This is a genomic window from Thalassovita sp. ABM4_323 (genome assembly GCF_056158665.1).
Window position 1 is genome coordinate 35,660 of record NZ_JBSWTS010000003.1, and the last position, 25,642, is coordinate 61,301.

Annotated in this window: 25 protein-coding genes and 2 pseudogenes; 9 read left to right on the top strand and 18 right to left on the bottom strand. The window is 59.8% G+C overall.

Translation table 11 applies throughout. From position 1 onward, the window contains the following. Window positions 1-26 precede the first annotated feature (26 nt). On the bottom strand, window positions 27-2,381 hold the full coding sequence (locus tag ACXADQ_RS00570; protein WP_475313860.1) for a heavy metal translocating P-type ATPase: 2,355 nt from the start codon (window positions 2,379-2,381) through the stop codon (window positions 27-29). A 177-nt stretch (window positions 2,382-2,558) separates the two neighbouring features. Between ACXADQ_RS00570 and ACXADQ_RS00575 the strand changes: the two genes are divergently transcribed. Continuing rightward, window positions 2,559-2,846: a hypothetical protein gene (locus tag ACXADQ_RS00575; RefSeq protein WP_475313864.1), complete on the top strand. Its 288-nt coding sequence runs from the start codon at window positions 2,559-2,561 to the stop codon at window positions 2,844-2,846. 47 nt (window positions 2,847-2,893) lie between these two features. Here ACXADQ_RS00575 and ACXADQ_RS00580 read toward each other — a convergent pair whose 3' ends face one another. Continuing rightward, window positions 2,894-3,559: a L,D-transpeptidase gene (locus ACXADQ_RS00580; RefSeq protein WP_007803448.1), complete on the bottom strand. Its 666-nt coding sequence runs from the start codon at window positions 3,557-3,559 to the stop codon at window positions 2,894-2,896. Window positions 3,560-4,253: 694 nt separating this feature from the next. Next, a complete protein-coding gene (locus ACXADQ_RS00585; RefSeq protein WP_475313871.1) occupies window positions 4,254-4,598 on the bottom strand; it encodes an ArsR/SmtB family transcription factor in 345 nt (114 codons plus the stop codon). 56 nt (window positions 4,599-4,654) lie between these two features. Between ACXADQ_RS00585 and ACXADQ_RS00590 the strand changes: the two genes are divergently transcribed. The 3 genes from ACXADQ_RS00590 to ACXADQ_RS00600 are packed head-to-tail and all read left to right on the top strand — an operon-like array spanning window position 4,655 to window position 7,251. After that, window positions 4,655-5,503 (top strand): cation efflux transmembrane domain-containing protein, encoded by an 849-nt coding sequence (locus tag ACXADQ_RS00590; protein ID WP_475313874.1) that lies wholly within the window; start codon window positions 4,655-4,657, stop codon window positions 5,501-5,503. Then, on the top strand, window positions 5,500-6,000 hold the full coding sequence (lspA, locus tag ACXADQ_RS00595; protein WP_475313877.1) for a signal peptidase II: 501 nt from the start codon (window positions 5,500-5,502) through the stop codon (window positions 5,998-6,000). Before ACXADQ_RS00590 ends, lspA begins: the two co-directional genes overlap by 4 nt. A gap of 3 nt (window positions 6,001-6,003) precedes the next feature. Then, window positions 6,004-7,251, top strand: a complete 1,248-nt coding sequence (locus tag ACXADQ_RS00600; protein WP_475313880.1) for a cytochrome P450 — start codon at window positions 6,004-6,006, stop codon at window positions 7,249-7,251. On the opposite strand, the gene ACXADQ_RS00605 is transcribed toward ACXADQ_RS00600, so the two are convergent. The 4 genes and pseudogenes from ACXADQ_RS00605 to ACXADQ_RS00620 form a co-directional block, all read right to left on the bottom strand. Beyond that, a complete protein-coding gene (locus tag ACXADQ_RS00605; protein WP_475313883.1) occupies window positions 7,235-7,894 on the bottom strand; it encodes a cation diffusion facilitator family transporter in 660 nt (219 codons plus the stop codon). The two genes, ACXADQ_RS00600 and ACXADQ_RS00605, sit on opposite strands and share 17 nt — an antisense overlap. A gap of 107 nt (window positions 7,895-8,001) precedes the next feature. Next, window positions 8,002-8,616 (bottom strand): class I SAM-dependent methyltransferase, encoded by a 615-nt coding sequence (locus tag ACXADQ_RS00610; RefSeq protein ID WP_475314249.1) that lies wholly within the window; start codon window positions 8,614-8,616, stop codon window positions 8,002-8,004. A 9-nt stretch (window positions 8,617-8,625) separates the two neighbouring features. Then, window positions 8,626-9,345: pseudogene (locus tag ACXADQ_RS00615) on the bottom strand (cytochrome c biogenesis CcdA family protein); the annotation flags it as partial. Further along, window positions 9,333-9,452, bottom strand: a pseudogene (locus ACXADQ_RS00620) (IS5/IS1182 family transposase); the annotation flags it as partial. The pseudogenes ACXADQ_RS00620 and ACXADQ_RS00615, both read right to left, overlap by 13 nt. Before the next feature lie 109 nt (window positions 9,453-9,561). Here ACXADQ_RS00620 and ACXADQ_RS00625 point away from each other — a divergent pair. After that, the gene (locus tag ACXADQ_RS00625; protein WP_007803445.1) at window positions 9,562-10,206 is read left to right on the top strand and encodes a hypothetical protein; all 645 of its coding nucleotides are present in this window, start codon (window positions 9,562-9,564) and stop codon (window positions 10,204-10,206) included. 7 nt (window positions 10,207-10,213) lie between these two features. On the opposite strand, the gene ACXADQ_RS00630 is transcribed toward ACXADQ_RS00625, so the two are convergent. From ACXADQ_RS00630 to ACXADQ_RS00650, 5 genes are all read right to left on the bottom strand, one after another. Further along, complete coding sequence (locus ACXADQ_RS00630) at window positions 10,214-11,551, bottom strand: APC family permease (protein ID WP_475313887.1); 1,338 nt, start codon at window positions 11,549-11,551, stop codon at window positions 10,214-10,216. A gap of 46 nt (window positions 11,552-11,597) precedes the next feature. Next, complete coding sequence (locus ACXADQ_RS00635; protein WP_012187177.1) at window positions 11,598-13,943, bottom strand: copper-transporting P-type ATPase; 2,346 nt, start codon at window positions 13,941-13,943, stop codon at window positions 11,598-11,600. 78 nt (window positions 13,944-14,021) lie between these two features. Next, entirely contained in the window at window positions 14,022-14,942 is a 921-nt protein-coding gene (gene lgt / locus ACXADQ_RS00640; protein WP_007803438.1) for a prolipoprotein diacylglyceryl transferase, read from the bottom strand. A 105-nt stretch (window positions 14,943-15,047) separates the two neighbouring features. Next, on the bottom strand, window positions 15,048-15,434 hold the full coding sequence (locus ACXADQ_RS00645; protein ID WP_475313898.1) for a DUF302 domain-containing protein: 387 nt from the start codon (window positions 15,432-15,434) through the stop codon (window positions 15,048-15,050). 140 nt (window positions 15,435-15,574) lie between these two features. Next, complete coding sequence (locus ACXADQ_RS00650) at window positions 15,575-16,183, bottom strand: EF-hand domain-containing protein (protein ID WP_012187178.1); 609 nt, start codon at window positions 16,181-16,183, stop codon at window positions 15,575-15,577. 397 nt (window positions 16,184-16,580) lie between these two features. Between ACXADQ_RS00650 and ACXADQ_RS00655 the strand changes: the two genes are divergently transcribed. Then, the gene (locus ACXADQ_RS00655; protein WP_012187179.1) at window positions 16,581-17,138 is read left to right on the top strand and encodes a hypothetical protein; all 558 of its coding nucleotides are present in this window, start codon (window positions 16,581-16,583) and stop codon (window positions 17,136-17,138) included. Window positions 17,139-17,214: 76 nt separating this feature from the next. Here the strand turns inward: ACXADQ_RS00655 and ACXADQ_RS00660 are convergent, their stop codons facing one another. The 4 genes from ACXADQ_RS00660 to ACXADQ_RS00675 all read right to left on the bottom strand — a co-directional run bounded on the left by ACXADQ_RS00660 (window position 17,215) and on the right by ACXADQ_RS00675 (window position 20,518). Then, window positions 17,215-17,880, bottom strand: a complete 666-nt coding sequence (locus tag ACXADQ_RS00660) for a L,D-transpeptidase (protein WP_475313906.1) — start codon at window positions 17,878-17,880, stop codon at window positions 17,215-17,217. 42 nt (window positions 17,881-17,922) lie between these two features. Further along, entirely contained in the window at window positions 17,923-18,408 is a 486-nt protein-coding gene (locus tag ACXADQ_RS00665) for a disulfide bond formation protein B (RefSeq protein WP_475314256.1), read from the bottom strand. Window positions 18,409-18,548: 140 nt separating this feature from the next. Beyond that, window positions 18,549-19,811 carry a multicopper oxidase family protein gene (locus ACXADQ_RS00670; RefSeq protein ID WP_092465203.1) on the bottom strand — a complete coding sequence of 421 codons (1,263 nt, stop codon included), beginning with the start codon at window positions 19,809-19,811 and terminating at the stop codon, window positions 18,549-18,551. 125 nt (window positions 19,812-19,936) lie between these two features. After that, window positions 19,937-20,518: a L,D-transpeptidase gene (locus ACXADQ_RS00675; RefSeq protein WP_082645005.1), complete on the bottom strand. Its 582-nt coding sequence runs from the start codon at window positions 20,516-20,518 to the stop codon at window positions 19,937-19,939. A gap of 179 nt (window positions 20,519-20,697) precedes the next feature. Between ACXADQ_RS00675 and ACXADQ_RS00680 the strand changes: the two genes are divergently transcribed. After that, the gene (locus ACXADQ_RS00680; protein WP_306434225.1) at window positions 20,698-21,624 is read left to right on the top strand and encodes a DUF305 domain-containing protein; all 927 of its coding nucleotides are present in this window, start codon (window positions 20,698-20,700) and stop codon (window positions 21,622-21,624) included. Then, entirely contained in the window at window positions 21,588-22,310 is a 723-nt protein-coding gene (locus ACXADQ_RS00685) for a glutaredoxin (RefSeq protein ID WP_058123747.1), read from the top strand. The genes ACXADQ_RS00680 and ACXADQ_RS00685 overlap by 37 nt, the downstream gene beginning before the upstream one ends. 21 nt (window positions 22,311-22,331) lie before the next feature. On the opposite strand, the gene cueR is transcribed toward ACXADQ_RS00685, so the two are convergent. Together cueR and ACXADQ_RS00695 are read right to left on the bottom strand one after the other, a co-directional pair. Next, window positions 22,332-22,730, bottom strand: a complete 399-nt coding sequence (gene cueR / locus ACXADQ_RS00690) for a Cu(I)-responsive transcriptional regulator (protein WP_058123691.1) — start codon at window positions 22,728-22,730, stop codon at window positions 22,332-22,334. 12 nt (window positions 22,731-22,742) lie between these two features. After that, window positions 22,743-25,253 (bottom strand): heavy metal translocating P-type ATPase, encoded by a 2,511-nt coding sequence (locus tag ACXADQ_RS00695; RefSeq protein ID WP_475313921.1) that lies wholly within the window; start codon window positions 25,251-25,253, stop codon window positions 22,743-22,745. Window positions 25,254-25,405: 152 nt separating this feature from the next. Here ACXADQ_RS00695 and ACXADQ_RS00700 point away from each other — a divergent pair, with 152 nt between their 5' ends. Further along, window positions 25,406-25,606 (top strand): heavy-metal-associated domain-containing protein, encoded by a 201-nt coding sequence (locus tag ACXADQ_RS00700; RefSeq protein ID WP_024099389.1) that lies wholly within the window; start codon window positions 25,406-25,408, stop codon window positions 25,604-25,606. Window positions 25,607-25,642 lie beyond the last annotated feature (36 nt).

The window sequence follows — 25,642 nt, forward strand, 5'->3', positions numbered from 1 at the left end:
GACGTTACTCTACCGAAACCGCCGGATCAATGACCGTGCGCCAGTGCTCCCTTCGCCATCTGCTCGCCCACCGGTTCTCCGCCTGAAGGCCCGGCCTCAACCTGATGGCCGTTCAGGAGCCGAAGTGCGTTGGCGACCACCAGCAGAGACACGCCTACGTCCGCAGCAATGGCGCCCCACATTGAGGCCATGCCGAACGCGGTCAGCCCGACGAACAGCGCCTTGGTCGCCAGCGATATGCCGATATTCTGGTGGATGATCGTCATGGCACGGCGCGAATGGCCGATAAGCCAGGGTACCTTGCCGATGTCGTCGGTCATCAGCGCGATGTCGGCCGTCTCGATCGCGGCATCCGATCCGACAGCGCCCATGGCGATGGCATAATGCGCCCGCGCCATGGCCGGTGCGTCATTCACACCGTCGCCGATCATCGCCACCATGTTGTGGCTTTCGACGAGTTCCTCAATGGCCGTCACCTTGTCTTCTGGCAAAAGTTCGGCGCGCACCTCGTCGATGCCGACTTCGGCTGCCACCGCGCGCGCGGTGCGTTCGTTGTCGCCCGTCAACATCACGATGGTCTTCACACCCTGCGCATGCAGGCGGGCAACGATCCCCTTTGCATCTGGGCGGATGCGGTCGCGAAGCTCCAGTACGCCGGTCACGCCGGTCTCGTCACCCACGGCAACGAGGGTGCTCCCTGCCCCTTCGATCCGATCCCGCAGATCCGCCGGAATGGCATTGCCGAACCCCTTCTCTTCGGCGAACCGATCCGAGCCCAGCCAGATAGCGCGCCCGTCGGCGCGTCCTTCCAGACCGCGCCCGGGCACGGTGCGGGTGTCCTCTGCGGCAGACACGGAAACACCATCGGCTTCGGCGCGCGAGAGGATGGCGCGTGCCAGCGGGTGCGAAGACCGCGCCTCCAGGCTTGCTGCCAACGCCATGAGATCGCGTGCGGAAACGCCGACCAGTGGGTGAACCGCCGCCACCCCAGGCTCGCCCATGGTGATCGTCCCGGTCTTGTCCATCGCCAATGCCGTGGTCCGCCCCGGTGCCTCGACATAGGCGCCGCCCTTGATGAGCACCCCCGCCCGTGCCGACGCGGTCAGCGCCGCCACGATGGAAACCGGCGTCGAAATGACCAGCGCGCAAGGGCAAGCGATGACCAGCAGAACCAGAGCGTTGTAGAACCAGTAGTCCCAGGCGCCGCCGAGCAGCAGTGGCGGCACCAGCGCGATGGCGATCGCCAGAGCCATCACGATGGGTGTGTAGATGCGCGCGAACTTGGCCACCCACTGTTCGACCGGCGCGCGGCGGGCATGGGCATCGCCCACCATGCGAATGATTTTCGCGAGCACCGTGTCCGAGGCGGCCTTCGTCGCCCGCACCGTCAGTGTGCCCTCGCCGTTGATCGTGCCGGCATAGACCTCGTCGCCGGGTTCCTTGGGCACTAGCGCGCTTTCCCCAGTAATTGGGGCCTGATCGACGGCCCCTGCCCCGTCCACGACCTCACCGTCGAGGGGGATCCGGTCGCCGCCGCGCACGATAAACCTTGCATTGACTGCCACGGCCGCGGCCGGAACGTCGGATTCCGATCCGTCGTCGTAAAGAACCCGCGCCGTTGGCGGCGCCAGATCGAGGAGCGCGGAAACCGCATTACGCGCCCGCCCCACGCTCCAGCTCTCCAGATAAAGCGAAAGCGAGAAGAAGAAGGCGACCGTCGCGGCCTCAAAAAACTCGCCGAGGCCGATGGCGCCCGCGACGGCCACCACCATGAGCAGGTTCATGTCGGGGCTAAGCCTCCGCGCCGAAGACCAGGCCTTGGGCGCGACAAGCCAGACACCGCAAAGAATTGCGACGGCGAAGAGCCCCGCTTCCGCCATTGGCATCGGCGCCTCGCCATGCCCCGCAAAGAGCCCGAGCGCGCCGCCCATGCCCGTCTCGACGATGTGGAAAAGGAAACCCGCCGCCCAGAAGCCGCCGCTCAACGCGGTGAAGCGCTTCTGACGCGCCAGATGCGCCGCCTGGTCCTCCGCTGCGTTGTCGGCATCCCATGGCTTCGCGCTCATGCCGGTCGTTGCGACCAACTGCGTGACTTCGTCGTCTGGTATCCTCTCGGCGCTATCGAGGATGGTCATTCGCCCGTTGATCACGTCGAATGCCAGGTGTTCGGTTCCGCCCACTTTCGGCCCGACAACCCGGTTCAGGATCGCCACCTCTTCGGCGCAATCGAGCCCGGAGACCTGAAAGCTCCTTCCGCCGGACGGCGCTGGCGCCGTGAACGCGACGTCCTTGCTGGCGTCGCAACAGGATTTGCCTCTTGGGTCAGAATGCTCTTGATCACTCGGATGGCCGTGATCGTTGCCGTTGCCGTCGGAAGACATGGATTGACCTCAGGATTCATTGATTCCACATTGACATAGCCCCTACAGTAACTAGAGCTTCAAGGGCAAAAAGTGGATATTCGTCCAGCAAGAAAGGCGCCCTGCGGAGGCTTGAAGCTAGCCGCCCCCTTGAAACGACGCGGTTGGAGCAACGCTTGCCGGTACGAAGCGATCAGAATGAGTGAGGTAGACATGCAGAAACGAAACGCACCGATTATCACAGCGACATTGGTGCTTGCTGGCTGCGCGGTGCCAACGCTGGACGACGGCGCCGCTCGCAACGAAGCGGGAAGTGTTCCCGAGGCCGTCATTGCCCTTGCTGCGCCTGGTCAGGATCTCACCACGGCGCGGCTTCGTCCCGAGGATGGCTGTTATTGGTATGAACACAGCGGTCCGGTGGAAAACACCTTGGTTCCGCTACGCTCGGCTGGTGGCAACCCCATCTGCACTTCGCGCCAGTCCTGATCAGCCCATAGATGCGTCAGGCCCACGCGTAACACATGATGCGCCAGTCAACTTCTCGGGGTGACGCTGTCTTCCGCCGAGTACAGGAATGCCGTCGAGCCAATTTCGACGTTGGGATAGAGATCATTGATGTGTGCCATGACCATTCGGACGCAACCGGAACTCGCACGGCCGCCGATGCTTCTCGGATACGGCGTCCCGTGAATCCTTAGATAGGTGTCTCGGTCGCCGACGAAGAGATAGAGGGCTCGCGATCCGAGCGCGTTTTCAGGTCCGGGTTCCATACCGTCAGCGATATCGGCGTAGAGCTCTGGGTCGCGGTCGATCATGTTTTGTGTCGGCTGCCAATGCGGCCACCTGACCTTGCGCTTGATCGTATAGGTGCCCGGTTCGTAAAGTTTACCGCGCGCGATCGCCACGCCATAGCGCATCGCCGTGCCGCCTTCTTCGATGTGGTAGAGATAGCGCGCAACAGCATCGACATGGATATCACCGGGTACAAGTCCGTCCTTCGCGAGGACCCGCTGTGGCAGGAAGCGAGGGTGAAGGCCCCAAGGGTTGGACGTGGCCGGGTCGTAGCCGGGAGGTGTAACCTGTGCGTCCCAAGCTGCCTTCTGCGCATCGGTAGGCCACGTGTCTGCAAGGAGCGGGCTGGATATCGATGCCGAAAACAGCGCGGTGGTCGTCTGGATGAAATGTCGTCTTGTCAGCATATAGATTGCTCCGTTCACGCATTGGACGGCAAACCGAACCTTACCCCGAACGCAGTGTTGTTCGCCCGGGAAGGAGTGAGGCGTTATTGGCAACTTGCTCCATGGTGCCGTTCTTTGTCGGTGGCTTAACTCCTAAAGCTACTAGAGGTTCAAGAATAAATACCGATGTCACACGTGCTTTCGTGTTCTCACTTAGGCAAGGACAGACGATATCGCCAGCAACTATGCCGTGGACCGTCGCGATGGCGAGGCGCCGAACTTGCTATATTGTCGGCATTGTCGGCGTTTGGTGCTGAAGAGAGGAACTGTGCTTGTGCCTTGAGACGATGTCGTTCTGAAAATCGCGCTGTGCGACGTATAGAACACCACATCCGCGAGTTGGAACGCCAGCTCGGACCCAAGACACTCGGGGTCGAAATCCCAAAGGAGGCGCACCACAAATCCTGCTCAGAAAAACTAAGGTGGCGTGCGCTGTCGCAGTCGAAGGGATGTTCGCGACGAGCGTCCTAGCCGAGAACTTGGACGCCTTCCGCGGGAGGGCCCGATGCTCTGTGTTCGGGGCCGGTGCTCTTCTTTGGTTGACAGACTATTGCCGAATATCACGCCTCTGTCTGACGTTAAACAGAACAATTAGCTGAATAAGGGCCAAATCACAGCGATGTTGGCACTTGATCGAAGGCCGCGACATCTTGAGTCACATCCCGCGATAGTTCTCACAAGCTTCAACCCCTGCAGCGACGACATCGAAAAGCGCATCTACTTCGCTCAATAGCGTTGTAATGCGCGGGCTGCTGATGCGGTAACGGACAAACCTGCCATTTCGATCGCTGGCAACAAGCCCGCACTCCAGCAAACATCGCAAGTGATTGGAGACGTTGGGTTGTGATAGACCCGTGCGGGCGACGAGTTCGTGAACGACCATCGGACCTTCTGACAAGACGTCCAGGATTGCCAACCGACTGTGGTCCGCGAAGCCGCGAAGCAACTTTGCGCGCTGTTCAATAGTGGCGGTCTTGTGGTCCACAGCAAACTGCGTCATATCATTTCTCACTGATGTATTAGTTCTCCATCCACTTTAGCAGGAGAGCCGCGATAATGGCCAACGCAGAAAACACACTATTAGAAGTCTCGGCCGTCCGGTACCGGGTCTCCGGCATGGACTGCGCTAAGGATGCCGCACAGATCGAGCGGGCGGCGCAGGCGGCGGGGGTCGCGCCTAACGATGTTAAGGTGTCGGCCGCGACGCACATCATGATACTGAACGCCCCCGAAGCGCGTCTGCCGGACATCGAAAAGGCCGTTGCGGTGACCGGCTACGGCTTTGACCGGATCGAGGGCGATGGAGACATTCCGCCGAATCCGGCCCATCAGGACCCGGCCTACCGACGCGCGCTCTGGATCGTCGTGATCCTGAATGTCGGTTATGGCGTCCTTGAAATGATCGGTGGGTTCATCGCCGGGTCGCAGGCCGTGAAGGCGGATGCGCTTGATTTTATCGGCGACGGTGCGATCACCTTCCTCGGCCTGCTGGCCATCGGCTGGAGCCTGGTCTGGCGGGCGCGCTCGGCCCTGATTCAGGGCATCTTCCTCGGCCTGCTCGGCCTTGGTGTCCTCGGCACAACCATCTTGCGGGTCTTCGAACAGACGACGCCGGATGCGGGCCTCATGGGCCTGCTCGGCATGATCGCTCTTGTCGTCAATGTCGTCTCCGTTCTGCCGCTTCTTCGATTCCGTAAGGGCGACGCGAACATGCGGGCCGTCTGGCTATTCTCGCGCAACGATGCCATCGGCAATGCGGCGGTCGTCATCGCCGCCGGTCTCGTGGCGTGGTTGGGCAGCGCGTGGCCCGACCTTATCGTCGCCTTCGGTATCGCCGGACTGTTCCTGCACTCGTCATGGGCGATCATCCGCGACGCACGGGCCGATCTGAAGGTGACGGCATGAACACTCGCGTTCTCGGTGGGCTCTGCGCAATCGCTGCGCTCGGTCTCGATCAGGGCACCAAGGCTCTTGCCCTGAACACCCCGGCGCTAGAGAATGGGGTCGAGGTTCTGCCCTTCCTCAATCTGGTTCGGGTTCTGAACGATGGAGTCAGTTTTGGCATGCTCGGCGGGGTCGTGCCGTGGTGGGGTCTGATCGCACTTGCTGCCGTGATCGTGGCATGGCTGCTGATCTGGCTGTGGAAGGCTCCGGACAGGCTGACAGGTGCGGCGCTCGGTCTGATCATCGGAGGCGCGCTTGGCAATATCCTCGACCGACTTCGCTATCAGGCCGTCCCTGACTTTCTCAACTTCCATTACGGGTCATACTACTGGCCATCCTTCAATCTCGCGGACGTAGCAATCTTCTGCGGCGCGGCCCTGCTGTTCTGGGACAGCTTCCGCTCTGCGAAGGACAAGCCTGGTCAGGGTCAACGCAAGGAAAACACAACGGGGATGTAACCCATGTTCAGCATACCATCTGCGAAAGGCTTTGACAGCACACTCACCCTGCTGCGAAATCCGTATGGGTTCATTTCGGAGACCTGCCGCGCACTCGACACAGACCTGTTCGAAACCCGCATCCTCCTTCAAGAGACGATCTGCATGACCGGCGCGGCGGCGGCAGAAGCCTTCTATCGGGAAGACCGGCTGATCCGCGCAGGCTCGATGCCAGGCCGCATACAGAAGACCCTGTTGGGTGAAGGCGGCGTTCAGGGATTGGACGGCGCTGCCCACCAGCACCGCAAGAAGATGTTCATGTCGATGATGGGGACCGAGCATATAGCCGCGCTTCAGGGCATGTCGCTTCACATGCTGGACAACTATTCGCCGGACTGGGAGGCGAGGAACGAAGTCGTTTTCTACGACGAAGTGCGCGAAATGCTCACAAGAGCCGTTTGCGCCTGGTGTGGGGTTCCGCTTCCCGAGGCGGAGGTGGCGACTCGAACGGCGCAACTTACAGCGCTTTTTCAGGACGCCGGGGCCATTGGCCCGAAACACTGGGCTGCACGTCTGGCGCGCCACCGCCTGGAAAAATGGGCAGCAGGGATGATCCGACAGGTGCGTGAAGGCGAGCTTCAGCCGACGCAGGAAAGCGCCCTTCATGTCATCGCGACATGGCGTGATCTCGACGGGGAGTTGTTGAACCCCAAGGTGGCCGCCGTAGAGTTGCTGAACGTCTTGCGTCCGACCGTGGCGGTGTCCGTATTCATCGTGCAGACGGCGCACGCCCTGTACAGGTACCCAGAATGGCAGGAGAAACTGCGGAACGACGAAGGACTGCTCGAACCCTTCGTTCAGGAGGTCCGCCGCCTCTATCCATTCTTTCCTGCGGTCGCGGCACGAGTCAAAAGTACTTTCGAGTGGCAAGGGTATCGCTTTCCCAAAGGACACCGGGTTCTGCTGGACCTCTATGGCACGAACACCGATCGGCGTTCATGGGATGCGCCAGTTGAGTTTCGGCCCGAACGGTTTCGGGGCCGCGCCGAAAACCCCTACGACTTCATTCCACAGGGCGGCGGCAACCACTACACGAACCACCGCTGCCCGGGTGAATGGATCGCGATCAGTCAGATGAAGGCGTTTTGCAGATATCTTGTGAACGACATCGACTACGATGTGCCGGATCAGGATTTGGAGCTTGACCCAGGAGAGCTGCCATCACTGCCCCAGAACCGGTTCATCATGCGCAACGTCAGGCGTCGGCAGTAGCTTCGGCCTCACCCGGCCCGACCGACCGCGCATCCTTCGTGGCCTCGAACGCCTCCCACGCAACGTAGGGCACGATCAGAAGCGCCGCGACCGGATCGGCCCACCACCAGCCCATCCATTGCGTCAGACCGATTCCGGCCAACACCACAATGGTCTGGTATTCGCAGATCAGGGTATCCTTGGCATCGTATTTCAGGGCGGGTGAATCGAGCCTCTTGCCGTAGCGATACTTGCCCCAGGCCAATAGCGGATTGACCACCAAAGAGACAAACAGGATCGCGATCCCCCACCAATTGAAGCCCGGTGCCTCCTGCGAGATGAAGGCGGACACCGCCTCGTAGAGGATCCCGGCGACGACGATCCAGAAAGCACAGGCGACCACATAGAGCGCGACCTTCTTGCGATGCAGGACCGTGCGCTTGTCGCCACCGTCCTTCTCGGCCTTCAAGCGCCAGATCAGCGTCCCGGCTGAGGTGGCTTCGACCGTGCTGTCGAGACCCCAACTCACTAGTGCGGCGCTGCCGGTCAGAAGTCCAACGGTGACGGATACGACGACCTCGATCAGATTGTAGACAAGGCTGGCGATCTCGACGCGGATGCCGCGTGTCAGATTGGTTTGTCTATCATTTTTCTGCTTGCTCATGATGCGGTAACCCCTGATATATTCTATAAGTTCCCGCCGAGAGTTGGTTACCTTGTCATCAGTATCTCGCCATTTGGAAGCCGACATTGTTCTCCTTCTAAGCTGCCTCAATAAAGGCGAGCTTGTCCCTCATACATGCAAACAAAAGGTTTCGGCCCTTTCGCGTAACCGGTGTCGAGCCGCTCCATGCGGAAGCCGTTCTGCTCGACCAGAGTGTCTGTCTGGCGGTCAAGGTGACAATTCCCGGCACACCGCTTCCAGGCAGGCGTGAGCCAGCGCTGCCAACGCTGGACACCGGGTTCCGGCGCCGTTCCATGCTCGACGAAGCGGAAGACGCCGTCGGGCTTGAGAACGCGCCGGATCTCGGCCAGCACCTTCTCCGGTTCCGACACGCTGCAGAGCGTCCAGGTGGCGACCACGCAGTCAACGCTGCGATCTTCCAGCGGCAATGCTTCGGCCACGCCCTCGATCATCTCCGTTGTCGGGGTCAAGCCCTGAGAAGCCTGCGCGGCACGACGGAGGAGTTCCGGCGACGGGTCCACACCGACGACCTGACGTACGGCCTCGGGGTAGAGCGCGAGGTTCAGGCCCGAGCCGATCCCGATCTCCAGAACGCGTCCCTTCGCACCTGAGACGGCACGGCGCCGGTAGGGAAGAAGCTGGTCCTGTCGCATGGCGAGATGCGTGAGGCCGGGAAGGAGATGTCTTTCGTAAAAACGCATGAGCTGTTGCCCTATTCGCCCAAGCACGGGGAACGTATCAAGCATCCAGTACGACAACGCGCTCAACTGTCCCGTCATCATCGCGACGCCCATGAGGATCATCACAACGCCCGCAATCTGGTGAAGGCGACGGCCGATCCGGCCAATGGCCCGGAGGCGGCCCGCGATCTGATCAGTGAAACCGGCAACGATCAGAAAGGGTATCCCGAGGCCTGCGGAATAGACGGCAAGCAGCATGACGCCTTCGCCCATCGTGGCGCTCGCCGCACTGGCTGTCAGGATTGCGCCGAGGATAGGGCCGATACACGGCGTCCAACCGAAGCCGAAAGCAAGACTGAGGACATAGGACGCAGCGGGTTGGCCCCCGGGGATGTTGAGATTGAATCGGAAGTCGCGTTCCATGACCGAAACACGCGCGGCCCCGATCATGAAAAACCCGAAGACAATGATGATGCCGCCCCCAACGAGGTTGAGTTCATACCGCCAACGAAGTAGGGCCTGACCCATTGCAGTAGCTGAAGCGCCAAGCCCGATGAAGATCATGGAGAAGCCGAGGCCAAAACACAAACTCAGTCAAACGGTGCGCAACGGCGAGGCCGCAGCCGCCCCGCCTTTAGCGGCTGTGCGCCCGGCCATGTAGGAGACATAACCTGGCACAAGAGGTAGCACGCAGGGGGACAGTAATGATATCGTACCGGCTAGGAGGGCGGCGGTGAGGGCGCGCGCCAAGTGATGTCTTCGTCGACCCAGATCAGCAGGGACCCCCGCTTGCTCAGCGATGCGTTGTAGCTGGACCAGTTGGTCGTATGATAGCGGGCGGGAGATGGGTTGCTCATGGAATGCGCCTAACAGCATGGGTTCGCGAAGAGAATCCTGCGGCGTCAGACTTGTACAACAACGCCCCGTATCATCGACCTAGTGGTGCCCACATGGCAGGCTATTTCAATGGATAGATTTTTCTCTATCAGTATGCCCGCGGCTCAGTTTGTTAGAAATGTCCTGCTGTTCAGCTTCGCTGCATTACTGCCGGTCCTGTTGTTCTACGTCTTACTGGCTCCGGGCTTTGCTCCGGCTCTTGCTGCCGGCGGACCGGCACTCATGCGCTTACTAAGGCAGGTTGCGACCAACGGTTTGCCCGTGGTTTTTGCCGTCAACTATGTCAGTTTTTTCCTTTTCGCTATGACAAAGCAACCAAAGGCGGGCTCAAGAGACACGGCGTTTTTCGTGCTGGTCGATGTCTTGCTCAGAGCCCTTCTCTTTCCAGGTCTCCACGTGCTGATATACGTTCTATCTGCCGACTGGTTCGGGTCATTCGGCGGCAATCGTTCAACCGCTTTGGCGGTTGTATCCCCAACTCTTGCGCGTTCGGCGTTTTTCGAGAACATCTCCGGCGTTTACCTCTATGCGACTATGATAAGCGCGTTGCCGCTCTACGTCTCGGCTTTCGGGCGGTCGGAATTTCTTGGACCGGTTGTACGTCGCTTGCCCATGAACACGGGCGTGATGCTGCTTGCCCTGGCTGCGTTTGCCTTGTCGGTCGGGCTGATCACGATCGGCGCACAAGGCATCGCATCTCTTCAGGCCAGGTGATGGTAGGCTAATCACCGTGGGCGTGGGCGGGGGCGTGTGCAGCTTGCGGTGCCATCCACTTCGACAAGTAAACGCGCTCGAAGGCGAACACGGCGATCATCCCGACAGCGGCGTAGAGAACGATCATCGGGTCGCTTTGAAGCTTCATCACGGTGAAAGCTGCCAGTACAATCGCATCGAGCGACAGGGCACTCAAAAGCACGATACCGGAGGCGCCCACATCTGTTCGACGATAGCGGAACACGCCCCAGTGTATGATCATGTCCATTACAAGGTAGAAGAAGGCACCGAGGGATGCGATCCGGCCCAGGTCGAAAAGCACGGCCAGCGCTGAAGCGATGACAACGGTATAGACCAGCGTGTGGCGTTGGATTGGGCCGGACATACCAAAGTGGCTGTGCGGAATCATTTCCATGTCGGTCAGCATCGCCAGCATACGCGACACCGCAAAGACGCTGGCCAGAACGCCTGACGCGGTTGCGACAGCAGCCAGGACTACTGTGAGTATGAAGCCGGTTTGTCCAAGGGCGGGCTGCGCCGCTTGTGCCAGTGAATAGTCACGCGCGGAGATGATCTCCTCGATCGTCAGACTCGAACCAACCCCGAAGGCGACCAACAGGTAAATGACGACGCAGATCCCGATCGAGAACATGATTGCTCGGCCAACGTTGCGGTTGGGTTCGGTGATCTCGGCCCCGCTGTTGGTGATCGTCGTGAACCCTTTGAAGGCCAGGATAGCCAGCGCCGTGGATGCTATGAAACCAGTTATACCGTAGGATTGAGGCGTCTCGGAGGCCGCGGCGAACGCAAAACCACTGGACCACAGGGCCGCGATGCCGAACAGAGCTATGCCTCCGATCTTGATTGCTGCCATGATCAGCGAGAACAGCCCGACCGAGCGGTTTCCGGCGATGTTCACCAGAAAGGCGAAAACGATCACGGCCACGGCCAGAGCGGGGACCAGTGGGCCACCTTCGATGTCGAAAGGGCGCAAGACATAGGTGGCGAAGGTCCGGGCGACGAGGCTTTCCGCGATCACCATGCTGAGCGCCATCAGCAGCGCGGCGCCGCCTGCGACAGCTCCGGTGCCATAGCACTTCTGCAGAATCATGGCGATGCCACCGGAGGACGGCCATTTGTTCGACATCCTGATGTAGCTGTAGGCGCTGAAGCTTGTGACGACCGCGCCGGCGATGAATGCAAGCGGGAACAGAGGGCCGGCGAGCTGCGCGATTTGCCCCGTCAACGCAAAGATCCCGGCGCCAATCATCACGCCTGTTCCCATCGCAATGGCTCCGCCCAGACTGATGGACCCTTCGCGGTACGTGTCTTGTTCGCTCTGCATAAATTGTCCCCTTCTAATTTTGGTTCGTCCGAACGCTGTTGCGCTACTAAATACGAACGCCGCGAAGACGCAGCGAATTGAGCACCACCGAGATCGATGATGCGCTCATGGCGAAGGCAGCAAACATCGGGCTGATGAGGATGCCAAAGAAGGGAAACAGAACTCCCGCTGCGACCGGCACGCCGGAGGCATTGTAGATCAGCGCGAAGAACAGGTTTTGACGGATGTTGCGCATGGTGGCCCGGGCGAGCCGCCGCGCGCGCACGATACCATCAAGGTTGCCCTTGACCAGCGTGACGCCCGCGCTTTCGATGGCCACATCGGCGCCGGTGCCCATGGCGATGCCGACATCGGCCTGCGCGAGCGCGGGGGCGTCGTTGACGCCATCCCCGGCCATGGCGACCTTGTGGCCCGCCTCTTGCAACTCAAGGATGATCCGCGCCTTGTCCTCCGGCAGCACGTCGGCCCGGATCTCATCGATTCCGAGCCGCGTGCCGATGGCCTTGGCCGTGCGTTCGTTGTCGCCGGTCGCCATGATGACGCGGAACCCCAGTTCATGCAGATCCTCGATGGCTTCTGGCGTGGTCTCCTTCACTGGGTCGGCGACAGCAACTAGACCGGCGATCTCGCCATCCAGCACAACGAACATGACCGTCTCGCCTTCGTCGCGGCGGGCATTGGCCTTGGCGGTCAACGCGCCCGCCTCGAGCCCCAATTCGCGGATCATCGCCAAATTGCCGAGCGCGACCGCTTTGCCGTCAACGACCCCCTTGACGCCCTTGCCAGTGACCGCCTCGAAGTCCCGTGCCTCGTCCATTTTGACATCTCGCTCCTCCGCACCCCTGACGATCGCTTCGGCCAAGGGGTGCTCCGATCCGCGCTCAAGCGATGCGGCGAGACGCAAGACCTCGGCTTCGTCGTGGCCGGGTTGCGGGAGTACGTCGACAAGCCGCGGCTTGCCTTCGGTCAACGTGCCGGTCTTGTCGACGATCAGGGTATCGACTTTCTCGAACCGCTCCAGCGCCTCGGCGTTCTTGATCAGCACCCCTGCCTGAGCGCCCCGTCCTGTCGCTGTCATGATCGACATCGGTGTCGCCAGGCCAAGCGCACAAGGACAGGCGATGATCAGAACCGCCACCGCCGAAATCAATGCGTAGGAAAGCGCAGGCGCGGGCCCCCAGATCGCCCAGGCGATGAAGGACAGGACCGCGATACCGATGACGGCCGGAACGAAATATCCCGCCACCTTGTCGGCGTATTTCTGGATCGGGGCGCGCGAGCGCTGCGCGTTCGACACCATCTCGACAATTTGAGCCAGCATCGTGTCGGACCCGACACGCGTCGCCTCCATCACCAGACTGCCGGTGCCATTGATCGTCGCGCCGGTCAGCGGGTCGCCCTCGGTCTTCTCGACCGGCACGGGTTCACCGGAGATCATGCTTTCGTCGACCGAGGACCGGCCGTCCAGAACCACGCCATCGACCGGCACCTTGTCACCGGGCCGCACGCGCAGCCGGTCCCCGACTTGCACGTCCTCCAGCGGGATTTCCTCCTCGGATCCGTCGTCCCGGATGACCCGCGCGGTCTTTGCCGCCATGTCGAGAAGCGCGCGGATCGCCTTGCCGGTCCCCTCGCGGGCGCGTAGTTCCATCACCTGGCCGAGCAGCACCAGCGTCACGATCACCGCCGCCGCCTCGAAATAGACGCCGACATGGCCTTCGGAGTCTCGGAACCCATCAGGGAATATGTCCGGTGCGAGAACGGCAACGACGCTGAAGAGCCAGGCGGCAAGAACGCCCATGCCGATCAGGGAGAACATGTTGAGGTTCAATGTGCGGAACGAAATCCATCCGCGTTCCAGAAACGGCCAGCCGCACCACAAGACCACTGGCGTTGCCAGGATCAATTCGATCCATTGTGTGGTGCTTTCGCCAAAAAAAGTCCGGACTGCGGGGAAACCGACGAATGGCCCCATCGTGAGGACAAGGAGCGGGATCGTCAGGACTGTGCCGACCCAGAACCGCCGTGTGAAATCCACCAGTTCGGGATTTGGACCTTCATCGCCCGGCACACCGGATTCCAGTTCCAATCCCATACCACAGATCGGACACGCGCCCGGATCAGGCTGCCGCACCTGAGGGTGCATCGGGCAGGTGAAAATGGGACCATCATGTCCTGTAGGAACCAGATCATATCGGCCATCGGCCGGCGTGGCACCCGCGTGGTGTTCGTGATGATCATGTGCTGAATGGACCTCGAGCTCCGATTCCGGCACGAGGTGCATCCCGCATTTCGGACAATTGCCGGGCTCGTCCTGCCGCACCTCAGGGTGCATGGGGCAAACGAATACCGAAGAAGCTGCTGTGGTTTCAGAACTGTCGGGAGTGCTCATTTTGCGGTCCTTTCCGAGAATGCTTCTCTTGCCTAGGGCTTCCATCCGCGGGAGGGTCAAGAGAGATCAGTACGGCGATTACATTGCGGCTCTGCGGGGTGGCGCTGTCCGGCCCCGTTCCCGCCGGGCGAACACGATCAACGCCAGCCCGACCAGCGCCATTGGCATGGAGAGCAACTGGCCCATGGTCAAACCCCACTCACCAAAATGAAGCGCATGGCCGATCGGGTTGTCCGCCGTCACAAATTGTTGGTCCGGTTGCCGGAACATCTCGACGAAACTTCGGGCAAGACCATAGCCGGTCAGAAACACGCCAGCCAAGGCACCGGGCATTTTCAGCCAGCCCCGGCCCCAAGCGAGATAAATGAGCAGTATTCCAAGAATGAGCCCCTCCAATACCGCCTCGTACAGCTGGGACGGGTGTCGGGCGCAGAGGCCGCTAACCCCTGGGCAGGCCTGCGCGACTTCGCCGGGAAAGATCACCGCCCAGGGAACGTCCGTTGGACGCCCCCACAACTCATTGTTGGTGAAGTTCGCCAGCCTTCCAAGAAACAAGCCTGGTGGTGTTGCCAAAGCCAGCAAGTCGCCAGTGCTGAGCAATGACGCGTTCTGTCTAAGGCAGAACAGCAAGGCCGCGATGACAACTCCCGCGAACCCCCCGTGGAAAGACATGCCGCCTTGCCAGACCATCAGAATTTCCAAGGGATTGGCGAGATAATATGCGGGCTGGTAGAACAGTACAAAGCCCAGGCGACCACCAGCAATCACGCCGATGATGATCCACGTCAGAAGATCTTCGATCTGCGTTCGGTCAAGCGGCGGTCCAGCTGACGTCCAGAGCGCGGGACGGCTTATGGCACTCGAACAAATGCGCCAGCCAATCAGGATACCGAAGATATAGGCTAGCGCGTACCAGCGGAGTGCGAATGTGACCCCCCCGATGTCGAAGGAGAAGAGGTCGGTTCCAATATCCGGAAATGGCAATCCCGCTGGCAGCACTGGGTGAGTTCCTCATCAGGAATTTACGTGGGGATTAGATGGCATTGATCGAGCACCGCTAAAGGCGCTCGATCTGCGACAGGGCATCCAACGCCCATCCCGCCATCACGCGGTGTCGAGGGCGTCCCGAAGGAGATCGCGGACTTCGCCGGCGACCGCGTCCAGGTCTTGGTTCTGCACCGCCTGCATCGAAGCGACAGGATCGACCGCGCTGATCTCGGTGTCGCCGTCCAGTTGCCGCAGGATAACATTGCAGGGAAGCATCGCACCGATGCGAGGCTCGATCTCGATGGCTTTGTGCGCCATGCCCGGATTACAGGCCCCCAAGATGCGGTAAGGCGGCATGTCCGCATCAAGTTTCTTTTTCATCGTCGCTTTGACGTCAATCTCAGTCAGAACGCCGAAGCCCTTGTCTGCCAAAGCATCCCGAACACGCATCTCTGCGTCATCGATTTTGGTGTCTTTCAGGACGCGATCATAGGTATAGGCCATGGGAATTTTCCTTTCCGTGTCTCTATTTGTTGGCATACCGAGGCTAAACGGTTCAGGTCGCGGTTCGGTTCAATGTCCCGACCGCGAATGGTTTTGGGGTTGTGAGGACGGGTGCCGGAAAAAAACCGGCACCCATTGGCTCAGTTGTCCTGCATCATGGAGCCGTTGCCCATGCCCTGACCGTTGCCAGGCCGCGCAGGCGCATCTGCCATATTCGACCGCATCATCTGCATCCGCTCCATCCTATCGGCAGGAGCGGCCATCTCTTCCGGCGTCACCGCGCCGTCGCCATCGGCATCGAGGTGTTGGAAGCGATCCACCATCATTTCGCGGATCATCGCGCTGTGGAGAGCTTCAAACTCGGTAATCGAGAGGCTTCCATCCCCGTCGCTGTCAAACTCGGAAAGCTTGGCCTGCAGCTGCGTGCGCATTTCTTCCGGCGTCGTTGTGCCGTCTCCATCAGTGTCGAACATTTGCATCATGCCGCCAGCCATGCCTGGGCTCATCATACCACTGCCCATGCCTGCGCCCATCATGCCTGCGCCCATCATGTTTCCGTGCATGCGCTTCATCATGTCCATCATTCCGCCCATGTTCCCCATCATACCGGGACCACCGTTCTGCATCATGCCTGGTCCGCTCTGGGCGCCAAATTGTCCCCCACGCCCGTGGTTGGCGTCCGCGAATGCGGCACCGCCAAGGGCGGTTGCAGCCAGGGTCATTGCAGCGAGTAAAGTGTTGCGTTTCATTTCGATCACCTCGTGTCAGTGTTGCGATACCCAGCATATGGGGGGCACCTGCAGATGCGGAATGCCACGCGAGCCGGTGTTTTGTATCGCGAGGTCACAAAGGCGGGGTCTGTTACAAATTGCGACAAATCAATTCGGGGCGAACGCTCCTCTTCATCTGAAACATGCGATATCCAGAAAAAAAGGTGTCGAGGATCCGTATACCAACCGAAACCGAACCCATGTTTCGGTAGAGGTGAAATCCGGAAGAGTTGATGTCGAGATTGCTAGAGGCCCTGAATATCCCGAAAATTCAATCATTCAACCCATGGCAGGAGGCTGCAGGGTGCTCTTTTTGAACCGCATTTTCTCAGTTCTAACCTTGGTAATTTTGGCGGGGTGCGGTGCAGGAAACGACATGCGCCCGGATGCTTCAGCCGAAGTCATCAGTAGCGCATCCTACCGTCACGATGGACCGGCCGCGCTGACGTTGTACACCATGATCAACAACAGGTCCGGGGCGGGTGCGCATAGCAGCGTCATGATTAATGGGTCGCAGCGTGTTATCTTCGATCCGGCAGGAACGGTCCGGCTGAGCGCTGTACCGGAACGGGGAGATGTGCTTTATGGCATTACTCCACAAGTGGCCGATTTTTATGCGCGGGCTCATGCTCGCGAGACCTACCATGTCGTCATACAAGAGATCGATGTGTCTCCCGAAGTCGCGGAGCAGGCTTTGCGCCTTGCAATTGCCAGCGGCCCAGCCGCTTCCGGTTTTTGTAGTGCCAGTACCTCCGCGGTACTCAGACAATTACCAGGATTTGAATCCATCGGACGCACATTTTTTCCAAAGCGCCTGATGGCGGATTTTGGCAAGTTGCCGGGCGTGCGAACCACAAAGCTGTTCGAGAACGATGAGGACGACAAATCCGTAGCGATCGCACAGTTCGAAAGTTCACTTGCGACACAGCCGTGAGTGTTCGTCCAACAATTCATTGGAAGATGTCCCTGCACGACGCAGTCCTCGGCGTGTGAGCCAAAGATGCAATAGGTTAGCTTCGAGCGGTAACGCTGTCTTCGGCCGAGTAAAGGAACGCCGTCGATCCGACAGCGACATTCGGATAGAGATCATTGATGTGGGCCATCACCATGCGCACGCATCCCGAACTGGCCCGGCCGCCAATGCTGCGAGGGCTCGGCGTTCCGTGAATTCGAAGGTACGTATCCCGATCTCCGACGAATAGATACAAAGCCCTGCTGCCCAAGGCATTGTTGGGGCCGGGCTCCATACCGTCGGCAAACCGCTCGTAAGCCTCCGGATCGCGTTCGATCATTGACTGCGTTGGCGTCCAGTGCGGCCATTCGACCTTTCGGCGGATCGTATAGGTGCCGGGTTCATAGAGATCGCCCTTGGCAATCGCCACCCCGTATCGCATCGCGGTGCCACCTTCCTCGATATGGTACAGATAGCGCGCGATCGCATCGACGTGAATGTCACCCGGGCGCAAACCGTCATTCGCCAAAACGCGTTGCGGCAGCAGCCTGGGATGCAGCCCCCATGGGTTGGTTGTTGCCGGGTCATAGTTGGCGGGCGTGACCTGCGCGTCCCAAGCCGCTTTTTCGGCTTTCGTCGGCCAAGTCTTCGCGAACACAGGTGAACTCAGAGACGCTGAAAACAGCGAACCGGAGAGTGCAAGAAAGTGTCGTCTTGTAACCATGAAACGAAGCCCTTTGTTTGTTTTCGATGAATGCGAGACAATTCAAGAAACGTCCGCGACCCCACGCCACCGAACCTTTTGATGTCTTGCGATCGCGACCAACCAGAGGCAAGCAAGGACACCGCTTAGGATCGCGTTCCAACTCGCCATGGACAACGTCAGAAATTCCCAGACAACCTCATTGCACAGAACAAGAGTGGACGCATTTGAACTCGCAGAGGGCAGCAATTCCGATACCGACATTTGGGAAACATCGAGGCCGGATCCCGTGCAAGAAGTCGGTCCCTCCCACCAGCCGCGCTCGACACCGGTATGAAACATTCCCAACGCGGATGTGCTGAGTGCCGACAGGGCACCGATTATCAGGATTGGCAAAATCGGCAGAGCAAAGAGCAACAGAGCGCCCATTCCAATGGCGATTGCGTGTGGGTAGCGTTGCCAGATGCACATTGCGCACGGCGCGTACCCAAGAGCCTGGAAAACGAAGGCCCCTAACAGCAAGGCGGCTGATCCTGCCGCCGCAGTCATGCCGAGAGATTTTGGTGTCAGGGTCAATGAACGCTCCCGTTGGCAATCGATGGACCTGTTTCTCGCTTGTCAGGTTACGTAGACGGCAAAAGGCCTGTTATCATTCAGAGATTTGTAACGGTATGTATCCGTCTCGACCCTCAGCCGACTCTGATCCACGTTGCCATACCGTCGGCTTGGTGGCTCAACATGTGGCAATGCAGCATCCAGGATCCCGGATTGTCCAGGACGACGAGAATATCCCGCGTCTCGCCGATATCCAGGAAGGTCGAGTCCCGGTATGGACCGGCTTCCCCCGCCGCATCGAGTTCCCAGAAATGGTGGCCATGCAGATGCATGACGTGTGGAAACCCGGTTTCGTTGCGGATTGAAATGCGCACGGTCGTCCCCCGCGCGACGGATAGGAAAGGGGTTCGAGGCAGTCCAGATACGTCATTGAGCGCCCATGTTCCAGTGCCGTTATGGGACGCGCTTCCCGCACCTCCCTGGAGCACCAGCTCCGCGGTTTGGCCGGGGTCTTGCGGGGCGGGCATTCGGTTGGCGGGCAACGCGGTGATGGGCACTTTCGCAGGGTCACGAGAGCCGGAAACAGCGATTTCGCCAAGGCTCAACGTCCACTCTCCAAAGCTGTCGTCGAATCTAATAGGCCCGGTCGCATCACCAATCACATCGCATCTTTGCCCCGGAGCTAGGAGGATGGGTTCGAGTGTCTGTGGCTGCGCCAGGGGCATACCATCCAGTGCAACGATCTTGCCTGCCAGACCGTCCAGCCCGACACGGTAAACCCTGTCGATAGAGGGATTTATCAGGCGCAAACGCAGGCGGTCGCCTTGTCTCACATTCTTGCTGGTTCCATTGGAAACAAGCGCCGTGACCGTATTGCCGATACGGCCCTCGGTCGCGAAATGAGCCGGGTTGAACCCTTCGTCGTACTGTCCGGACTGATCCAACAAGACATCGAAGAACTGAACAACAATGTCATGGTCGACAGCCGGCGCATTTTGCTCCTCGACGATGAAGGCGCCGAAAAGGCCGCGGCTGACCTGATCGTAAGACAGGTAATGCGAGTGATACCAATACGTGCCGGCATCCGGGACGCCGAATTGATAACGATACGTGTCGCCCGGAATGACCACATCCTGAGTGAGAACGTTGACACCATCCATCCGATTTGGAACCCGCAACCCATGCCAGTGAACAAGAGCGCCCTCCTCCAATCGGTTATCGAGGGTAATGCGGGCGGTTTGTCCTTGTCGCATTCTGACTTCTGGGCCCGGCAGACCACCGTTGAAGCCCAACATCGACACGTCGTACCCAGCAAGGCGCGCCTTGATCGATTGGGGCGCGAGGATCAACTCGCGTGTCGCTGCTGGCAAGCGGGTACCAGCCAGCGCAACGGTCATCCCGCCAAGGAAAGACCTCCGGCTCAAAGACAATTCCGTCACCTCATGAATGATGGACTGGCTTTCGCCAACTGCCGCACTTGTGCCATTTCCGGAAGAGGAACTTCAAGGCGACAGAACGCTCCTCACGCCGTTGTCACTTTGGGATACAGGAAGACGCGGGCGCCAATTTCTACGCGATCATACAAATCTTTTACGTGTTCATTCGTCAACCGCGCGCATCCATTCGACACGGCCGATCCAATGGTTTCCGGAGCGTTGGTTCCATGAATACGAAGATAGGTATCGCGTCCCTCATCATCATAGAGATACAGCGCGCGGGCCCCGAGCGGGTTGTTTGGCCCGCCTTTCAGCCCATCCTTGTACTTCGCGTATTTGCGTGGCTCGCGCCGGATCATGGCGTTCGTTGGCCGCCACCATGGCCATTTGGCCTTGCGCGCTACCGTGAACTCTCCGGGTTCGTACAAACCTTTGCGCCCTACCCCGACCCCGTAGCGGATCGCCATCCCGTCCTCGAGCATGAAATAAAGGAAAAAATCGTCGGGAACGACGTGGACATCGTCTTTAACCCAGTCACCACGACGGGTGTTTACCAATTGCGGTTCGAACCGTTCGGGCAATTTGACTTTGTGGGCCCAGGCAATTGTGGGCAGAAAGCAACCCATCGCTCCGGCACAAATCAATTCTCGTCTCGTGAAATTCTGCATGGCGCGATCTCCTCGGACCCATGAAAATTCAGTGCGCGTCAGGGGCAAAGAAAAGAAGCCGTGAACCGGGGCAAACGACGCGCCTTTGTTGCCTTGAAACTACGAAAATTCGCGCTTTTGGAACTCTCCAGCGCTGGAATGTTGTTGTTTTACAGAGAACTGCAAGGAGGTGACTGGAAATGCACTACTCACGGTTCTTTATGATGATCGGAACATCGACCGTGGTCATGTTCGTTCTGATGTACCTGAACACCTATCTTTGGGGCCATATCTTCTTTTCGGAGACACGCCTTTACATGGCCATCCTGATGGGGGCGACCATGGCCGTGATCATGTTGGCGTACATGTTGTCCATGTATCAGAACACCAAAGCCAACATCGCGATCTTCGGGGGCGCCATACTTGTCTTTGCGGCAAGCCTCTGGCTGGTACGCGGGCAATTTACGGTGCAGGACAGGTCCTACATGCGCGCCATGATCCCGCACCACTCGATCGCCATCATGACGTCGACTCGTGCCGAGATCACCGACCCGCGCGTCCGGGGGCTCGCAGACGACATTATCTATGCGCAGGACAAGGAAATCGCCGAAATGCGCTACCTCATTGCTGACATTGGCGCAAACGGTGAGGCATCGGCCACGCCGACCGGAACGCCGGTACAGGTCGTGGATGCGCAACAGGCGCTTCAAACGGAGGTCGTGTCAAAAATCGATCCCGAGTTTCTGACGGAAGACGAAATCGCAGCGGTGTTCCCGAATGGTGGAGACTGCCGATTTGCCTACACCTCGGACAGTCCAGCCGTGCTGGTGACCGGTGAGACCGGCGAAGGGACTGGGGCCGCGATGAAGATCAGCGGTGACCTGGTGCGCCTGGATGCGCAGGGCGAAAATGCGTTTTCTCAAGGCCCGCTATCGGCCGAGATCGTAGAGACAGACGGTGACCTGACCGATCTGATCGTCAGCGCGGAACCGACTACGAAGCCGGGTTCCGTGGTCAATTCACCTGCGCCGGATAAGGAGGAAAGCATATGCCCCGGGACACAGACAGTAAATCCGCGCAGCTTTATCGCATGGTCATGCCGGGCCATGTCTGCCCCTACGGTCTGAAATCGAAAGACCTGCTGGAGCGGCAAGGCTTCGAGGTGGAAGACCATCCGCTTGAGACCCGTGAAGACACCGATGCTTTCATGGAGAAGCACGGGGTCGAGACGACGCCGCAGACCTTCATCGGCGGAGAACGGATCGGCGGCTACGATGATCTCAGGGTGTTCTTTGACATCGACCCACCCGAGGAAGAGCAAAGCGACACGACCTACCAGCCGGTCATCGCGATCTTTTCCGTCGCCGCGCTATTGGCACTGGGCCTGTCTTGGCACCAGTACGGGTCGGTCTTTACCTTGCGCGGGTTCGAATGGTTCATTTCGCTGTCCATGACCATTCTCGCGATCCAGAAATTGCAGGATGTCGAAGGGTTTTCGACGATGTTCCTCAACTACGATCTGCTGGCGCGCAAATGGGTACGATACGGCAAGCTTTATCCGTTCGGCGAAGCGTTGGCAGGTGTCCTGATGACTGCCGGCGCGCTGCTGTGGCTCTCGGCGCCTGTCGCCCTGTTTATCGGCACGGTCGGCGCTGTCAGCGTATTCAAGGCTGTCTACATTGACAAGCGGGAGTTGAAATGCGCCTGCGTCGGCGGTGACAGTTCCGTCCCGCTGGGGTTCATTTCGCTGACGGAAAACCTGATGATGATCTTCATGGGTATCTGGATGCCGGTCCGCGCAATTTGGTTCTGAAACGTGCCGAACCGGCATCGATTATTCGGACATTCGTACAGGTGAGAGATCTGCGAGGATCGGGCAATCCGGACGATGATCCCCGGCACATTTCTCCACAAGCTCGGTAAGCGTCGTTCTCATGGATTGCAGTTTCTCTATCTTCTCCTCGATCTGGCGAAGATGGTCTTCCGCAACCGTTTTCACCTGAACGCTTTCGCGGTTTTCATCCTCGTAGAGAGCCAGAAGCGTCCTGCAATCTTCGATGGTGAACCCCAAGGCCCGTGCTCGACCGAGAAACGCCAGCTTGTGAACGTGGTTCTCGGTGAATGCGCGATAGCCGTTCTCACTTCGGTTCGGGCGGATCAGCCCGATTTCCTCGTAGTAGCGGATTGTTTTTGGGGGCACACCCGATTGTCGGGAAACGTCTCCGATGTTCATGTCGAACCTCCGTTATTCTGCTGGAGCAGGAGTGACAGCTGCCAGCTCTGCCGGGATTGCGCGCTGCTCGTCCATCGCCGGCGCGATACCTCGCAGGCGCAGGGCATTGGTTAGAACGAACACCGACGACAACGCCATCGCGCCCGCCGCGAGAATTGGTGACAGGAGCAGCCCAAAGGCCGGATAAAGCACCCCGGCGGCGACCGGAATCAGCGCGACATTGTAGGCAAAGGCCCAGAACAGGTTCTGCCGGATGTTTCGCATGGTTCGCCGCGACACTTCGAAGGCATTCACCACGCCGCGCAAATCGCCGGACATCAGGACGACATCCGCGGACTCGATGGCCACATCAGTGCCGGTGCCAATGGCGATACCCACATCGGCATGCGCCAGCGCCGGGGCGTCATTGATCCCGTCGCCGACAAAGGCGATGCGCTTGTTCCCTTCGCGCAAACCGTCAAGCGCCGCGACCTTGCCGTCTGGCAGAACGCCGGCAACGACATGGTCGATGCCGGTTTCGCGGGCGATGGCTTCGGCGGTTTCGCGTTTGTCCCCTGTGATCATCGCAACCGCAAGACCCTTCTCGTGCAGCGCTGCGATGGCTGCGCGGCTTGCCGGTTTGACCGGATCGGCGACGCCGATCACGGCGGCGACACGTCCATCTATGGCAGCGTAAAGCGCCGTGCGACCCTTGCTTGCGATCTTCGTTTCCTCTGGAGTCAATGCCGAGACGTCAATGCCTTCGCGCGCCATGTAGCGGTCGGCCCCAACCAACACCTCCACGTCTTCGACCACGGCGCGCACGCCGTAACCTGTGACCGATTGAAAGCCTTCGGCCCCCGCAAGAGGTGCGCCCTCGGCCCGCGCGGCACGGACGATGGCGTCCGCGACAGGATGCTCGGAGAGCAACTCCACGGCGGTGATCTTCGAGAGCGTTGTTGAACGATCGAACCCTTCGGCCAGCACCAGGTCAGTCAGTGCGGGTCGCCCCTCGGTCACCGTGCCTGTTTTGTCGAGGGCGACCACATCAACGGAATCAAGTTGCTGCAAGGCGTCGCCCTTGCGGAACAGGACACCCATTTCCGCAGCACGTCCCGTCCCGACCATGATCGAGGTCGGCGTCGCAAGCCCCATCGCGCAGGGGCACGCGATGATCAGCACCGACACACCGGCGATCAGCGCCATTGTCAGGGCCGGATCAGGCCCGAAAACCAGCCAGACCAGCACGGTCGCCGCCGCGATCGCCATGACGGCAGGTACGAACCAAAGCGTGATCCGGTCGACCAATCCCTGGATCGGCAGCTTGGCGCCCTGGGCCTCTTCGACCATGCGAATAATTTGCGCCAGGGTTGTGTCGGCGCCGACCCGGGTGGCGCGGAATTGCAGACTTCCGGCACCATTGACCGTCCCGCCGGTCACCGGATCTCCGGCACTTTTTTCAGCGGGAATCGGCTCGCCTGTCAGCATGCTTTCGTCGACGCGGCTGGTCCCCTCGATGACCTCGCCATCAACCGCGATGCGTTCACCAGGGCGCACGATGACGATGTCACCCTGAACTAGCGCATCGATCTCGATCTCTATGCTTTCACCGTCCCGCATCACGCGTGCGGTCCGCGCCTGAAGCCCCAGCAGCTTCTGGATGGCCGCGCCCGTTCTCCCCTTAGCGCGCGCTTCAAGAAAACGCCCCAGCAAGATGAGGACGACGATGACCGCTGCCGCCTCGAAGTAGACAGAGCGCAGCGTGTCAGGCAAGGCCGATGGTACGAATGTCGCAACTACGGAATAGAAGTAAGCCGCCCCGGTGCCGACCGCGACGAGGCTGTTCATGTCGGGCGCGCCCCGGAATAGGGCCGGGAAACCCTTGGTGTAAAACGTCCGGCCCGGGCCGAAGAGAACGATTGTCGTGAGAACGAATTGAAGAAGCCAACTCGTCTGCTGACCAATCGTGGTCTCGATAAGCATATGAACGGCCGGAATGACGTGGCCACCCATCTCGATCAAAAAGACCGGCAAGGCGAGGATGGCTGCAAAGGTGACCCGTTTGGCAAGCGCCAGAGCCTCTTCCTCCTTGCGCGCAACCCTGTCGTCACCGGCTTGGGCCGTTGCCACGGTGGCCGGATACCCTGCCGCGCCGCTTGCATCGATCAGATCGGATGTCGTGACAAGACCTTCGACGTAAACCACCGTCGCCGTCTCGGAGGCGAGGTTGACGTTCACCTCGACCACCCCGGGCACCGCGGCAAGCGCCTTGTCGACCCGCCCGACACAAGAGGCACAGGACATGGCCGCAATCGTGAGTTCGGCCCTGACCGTCCGCGCAGGGTAGCCCAGCTCGCGGAGAGTTTCGATGACTTCCGGAACGCGCTTGAGCGCGTCCACGCTCATACGCGCGGTTTCGGATGCAAGATTCACCGACACATCCTCTACGCCGTCGATTGCATTCAATGCGCGATCGACCCTGCCGACACAGGACGCGCATGACATGCCTTCGATCGGCAGGCTGATCTGTTTGGGTTCGGGCATATGTTTCACCTGTTTTTCCATTCGAGGTGGAATGTAGGGCTTCCAGTAACTGGAGGGTCAATGGGAGGGCGCCAAATAAATTTCTTCTCTTGACCTTCCAGCGCGGGGAAGCCCCATGTCACCGGCAGAAATCAGATCAAGGAGTGGTTCCGATGAAGTTCAGCGTTCCGGACATGAGCTGTGGGCATTGCACCGCAGCAATCGAAAGCGCAGTGAAAACCGCAGATCCGAATGCAGGCGTAGAATGTGACCTTTCTGCCCGACAAGTGCGTGTCGACAGCGTGTTACCAGCCGATCAGGTCCAAGCGATCATTCGGGATGCGGGCTATGACGTGGAACCTGCGGCCGCTTGATGCAGTGCCCGGACCACCCAGGGGCGGTCCGGGCAA

Bases quoted from the DNA above. Each gene is read 5' to 3' on its own strand.
- ACXADQ_RS00570 (WP_475313860.1), bottom strand. From the start codon at position 2,381: ATGTCTTCCGACGGCAACGGCAACGATCACGGCCATCCGAGTGATCAA.
- ACXADQ_RS00575 (WP_475313864.1), top strand. From the start codon at position 2,559: ATGAGTGAGGTAGACATGCAGAAACGAAACGCACCGATTATCACAGCG.
- ACXADQ_RS00580 (WP_007803448.1), bottom strand. From the start codon at position 3,559: ATGCTGACAAGACGACATTTCATCCAGACGACCACCGCGCTGTTTTCG.
- ACXADQ_RS00585 (WP_475313871.1), bottom strand. From the start codon at position 4,598: ATGACGCAGTTTGCTGTGGACCACAAGACCGCCACTATTGAACAGCGC.
- ACXADQ_RS00590 (WP_475313874.1), top strand. From the start codon at position 4,655: ATGGCCAACGCAGAAAACACACTATTAGAAGTCTCGGCCGTCCGGTAC.
- lspA (WP_475313877.1), top strand. From the start codon at position 5,500: ATGAACACTCGCGTTCTCGGTGGGCTCTGCGCAATCGCTGCGCTCGGT.
- ACXADQ_RS00600 (WP_475313880.1), top strand. From the start codon at position 6,004: ATGTTCAGCATACCATCTGCGAAAGGCTTTGACAGCACACTCACCCTG.
- ACXADQ_RS00605 (WP_475313883.1), bottom strand. From the start codon at position 7,894: ATGAGCAAGCAGAAAAATGATAGACAAACCAATCTGACACGCGGCATC.
- ACXADQ_RS00610 (WP_475314249.1), bottom strand. From the start codon at position 8,616: ATGCGTTTTTACGAAAGACATCTCCTTCCCGGCCTCACGCATCTCGCC.
- ACXADQ_RS00625 (WP_007803445.1), top strand. From the start codon at position 9,562: ATGGATAGATTTTTCTCTATCAGTATGCCCGCGGCTCAGTTTGTTAGA.
- ACXADQ_RS00630 (WP_475313887.1), bottom strand. From the start codon at position 11,551: ATGCAGAGCGAACAAGACACGTACCGCGAAGGGTCCATCAGTCTGGGC.
- ACXADQ_RS00635 (WP_012187177.1), bottom strand. From the start codon at position 13,943: ATGAGCACTCCCGACAGTTCTGAAACCACAGCAGCTTCTTCGGTATTC.
- ACXADQ_RS00645 (WP_475313898.1), bottom strand. From the start codon at position 15,434: ATGGCCTATACCTATGATCGCGTCCTGAAAGACACCAAAATCGATGAC.
- ACXADQ_RS00650 (WP_012187178.1), bottom strand. From the start codon at position 16,183: ATGAAACGCAACACTTTACTCGCTGCAATGACCCTGGCTGCAACCGCC.
- ACXADQ_RS00655 (WP_012187179.1), top strand. From the start codon at position 16,581: ATGCGCCCGGATGCTTCAGCCGAAGTCATCAGTAGCGCATCCTACCGT.
- ACXADQ_RS00660 (WP_475313906.1), bottom strand. From the start codon at position 17,880: ATGGTTACAAGACGACACTTTCTTGCACTCTCCGGTTCGCTGTTTTCA.
- ACXADQ_RS00665 (WP_475314256.1), bottom strand. From the start codon at position 18,408: ATGACTGCGGCGGCAGGATCAGCCGCCTTGCTGTTAGGGGCCTTCGTT.
- ACXADQ_RS00670 (WP_092465203.1), bottom strand. From the start codon at position 19,811: ATGACCGTTGCGCTGGCTGGTACCCGCTTGCCAGCAGCGACACGCGAG.
- ACXADQ_RS00675 (WP_082645005.1), bottom strand. From the start codon at position 20,518: ATGCAGAATTTCACGAGACGAGAATTGATTTGTGCCGGAGCGATGGGT.
- ACXADQ_RS00680 (WP_306434225.1), top strand. From the start codon at position 20,698: ATGCACTACTCACGGTTCTTTATGATGATCGGAACATCGACCGTGGTC.
- ACXADQ_RS00685 (WP_058123747.1), top strand. From the start codon at position 21,588: ATGGTCATGCCGGGCCATGTCTGCCCCTACGGTCTGAAATCGAAAGAC.
- cueR (WP_058123691.1), bottom strand. From the start codon at position 22,730: ATGAACATCGGAGACGTTTCCCGACAATCGGGTGTGCCCCCAAAAACA.
- ACXADQ_RS00695 (WP_475313921.1), bottom strand. From the start codon at position 25,253: ATGCCCGAACCCAAACAGATCAGCCTGCCGATCGAAGGCATGTCATGC.
- ACXADQ_RS00700 (WP_024099389.1), top strand. From the start codon at position 25,406: ATGAAGTTCAGCGTTCCGGACATGAGCTGTGGGCATTGCACCGCAGCA.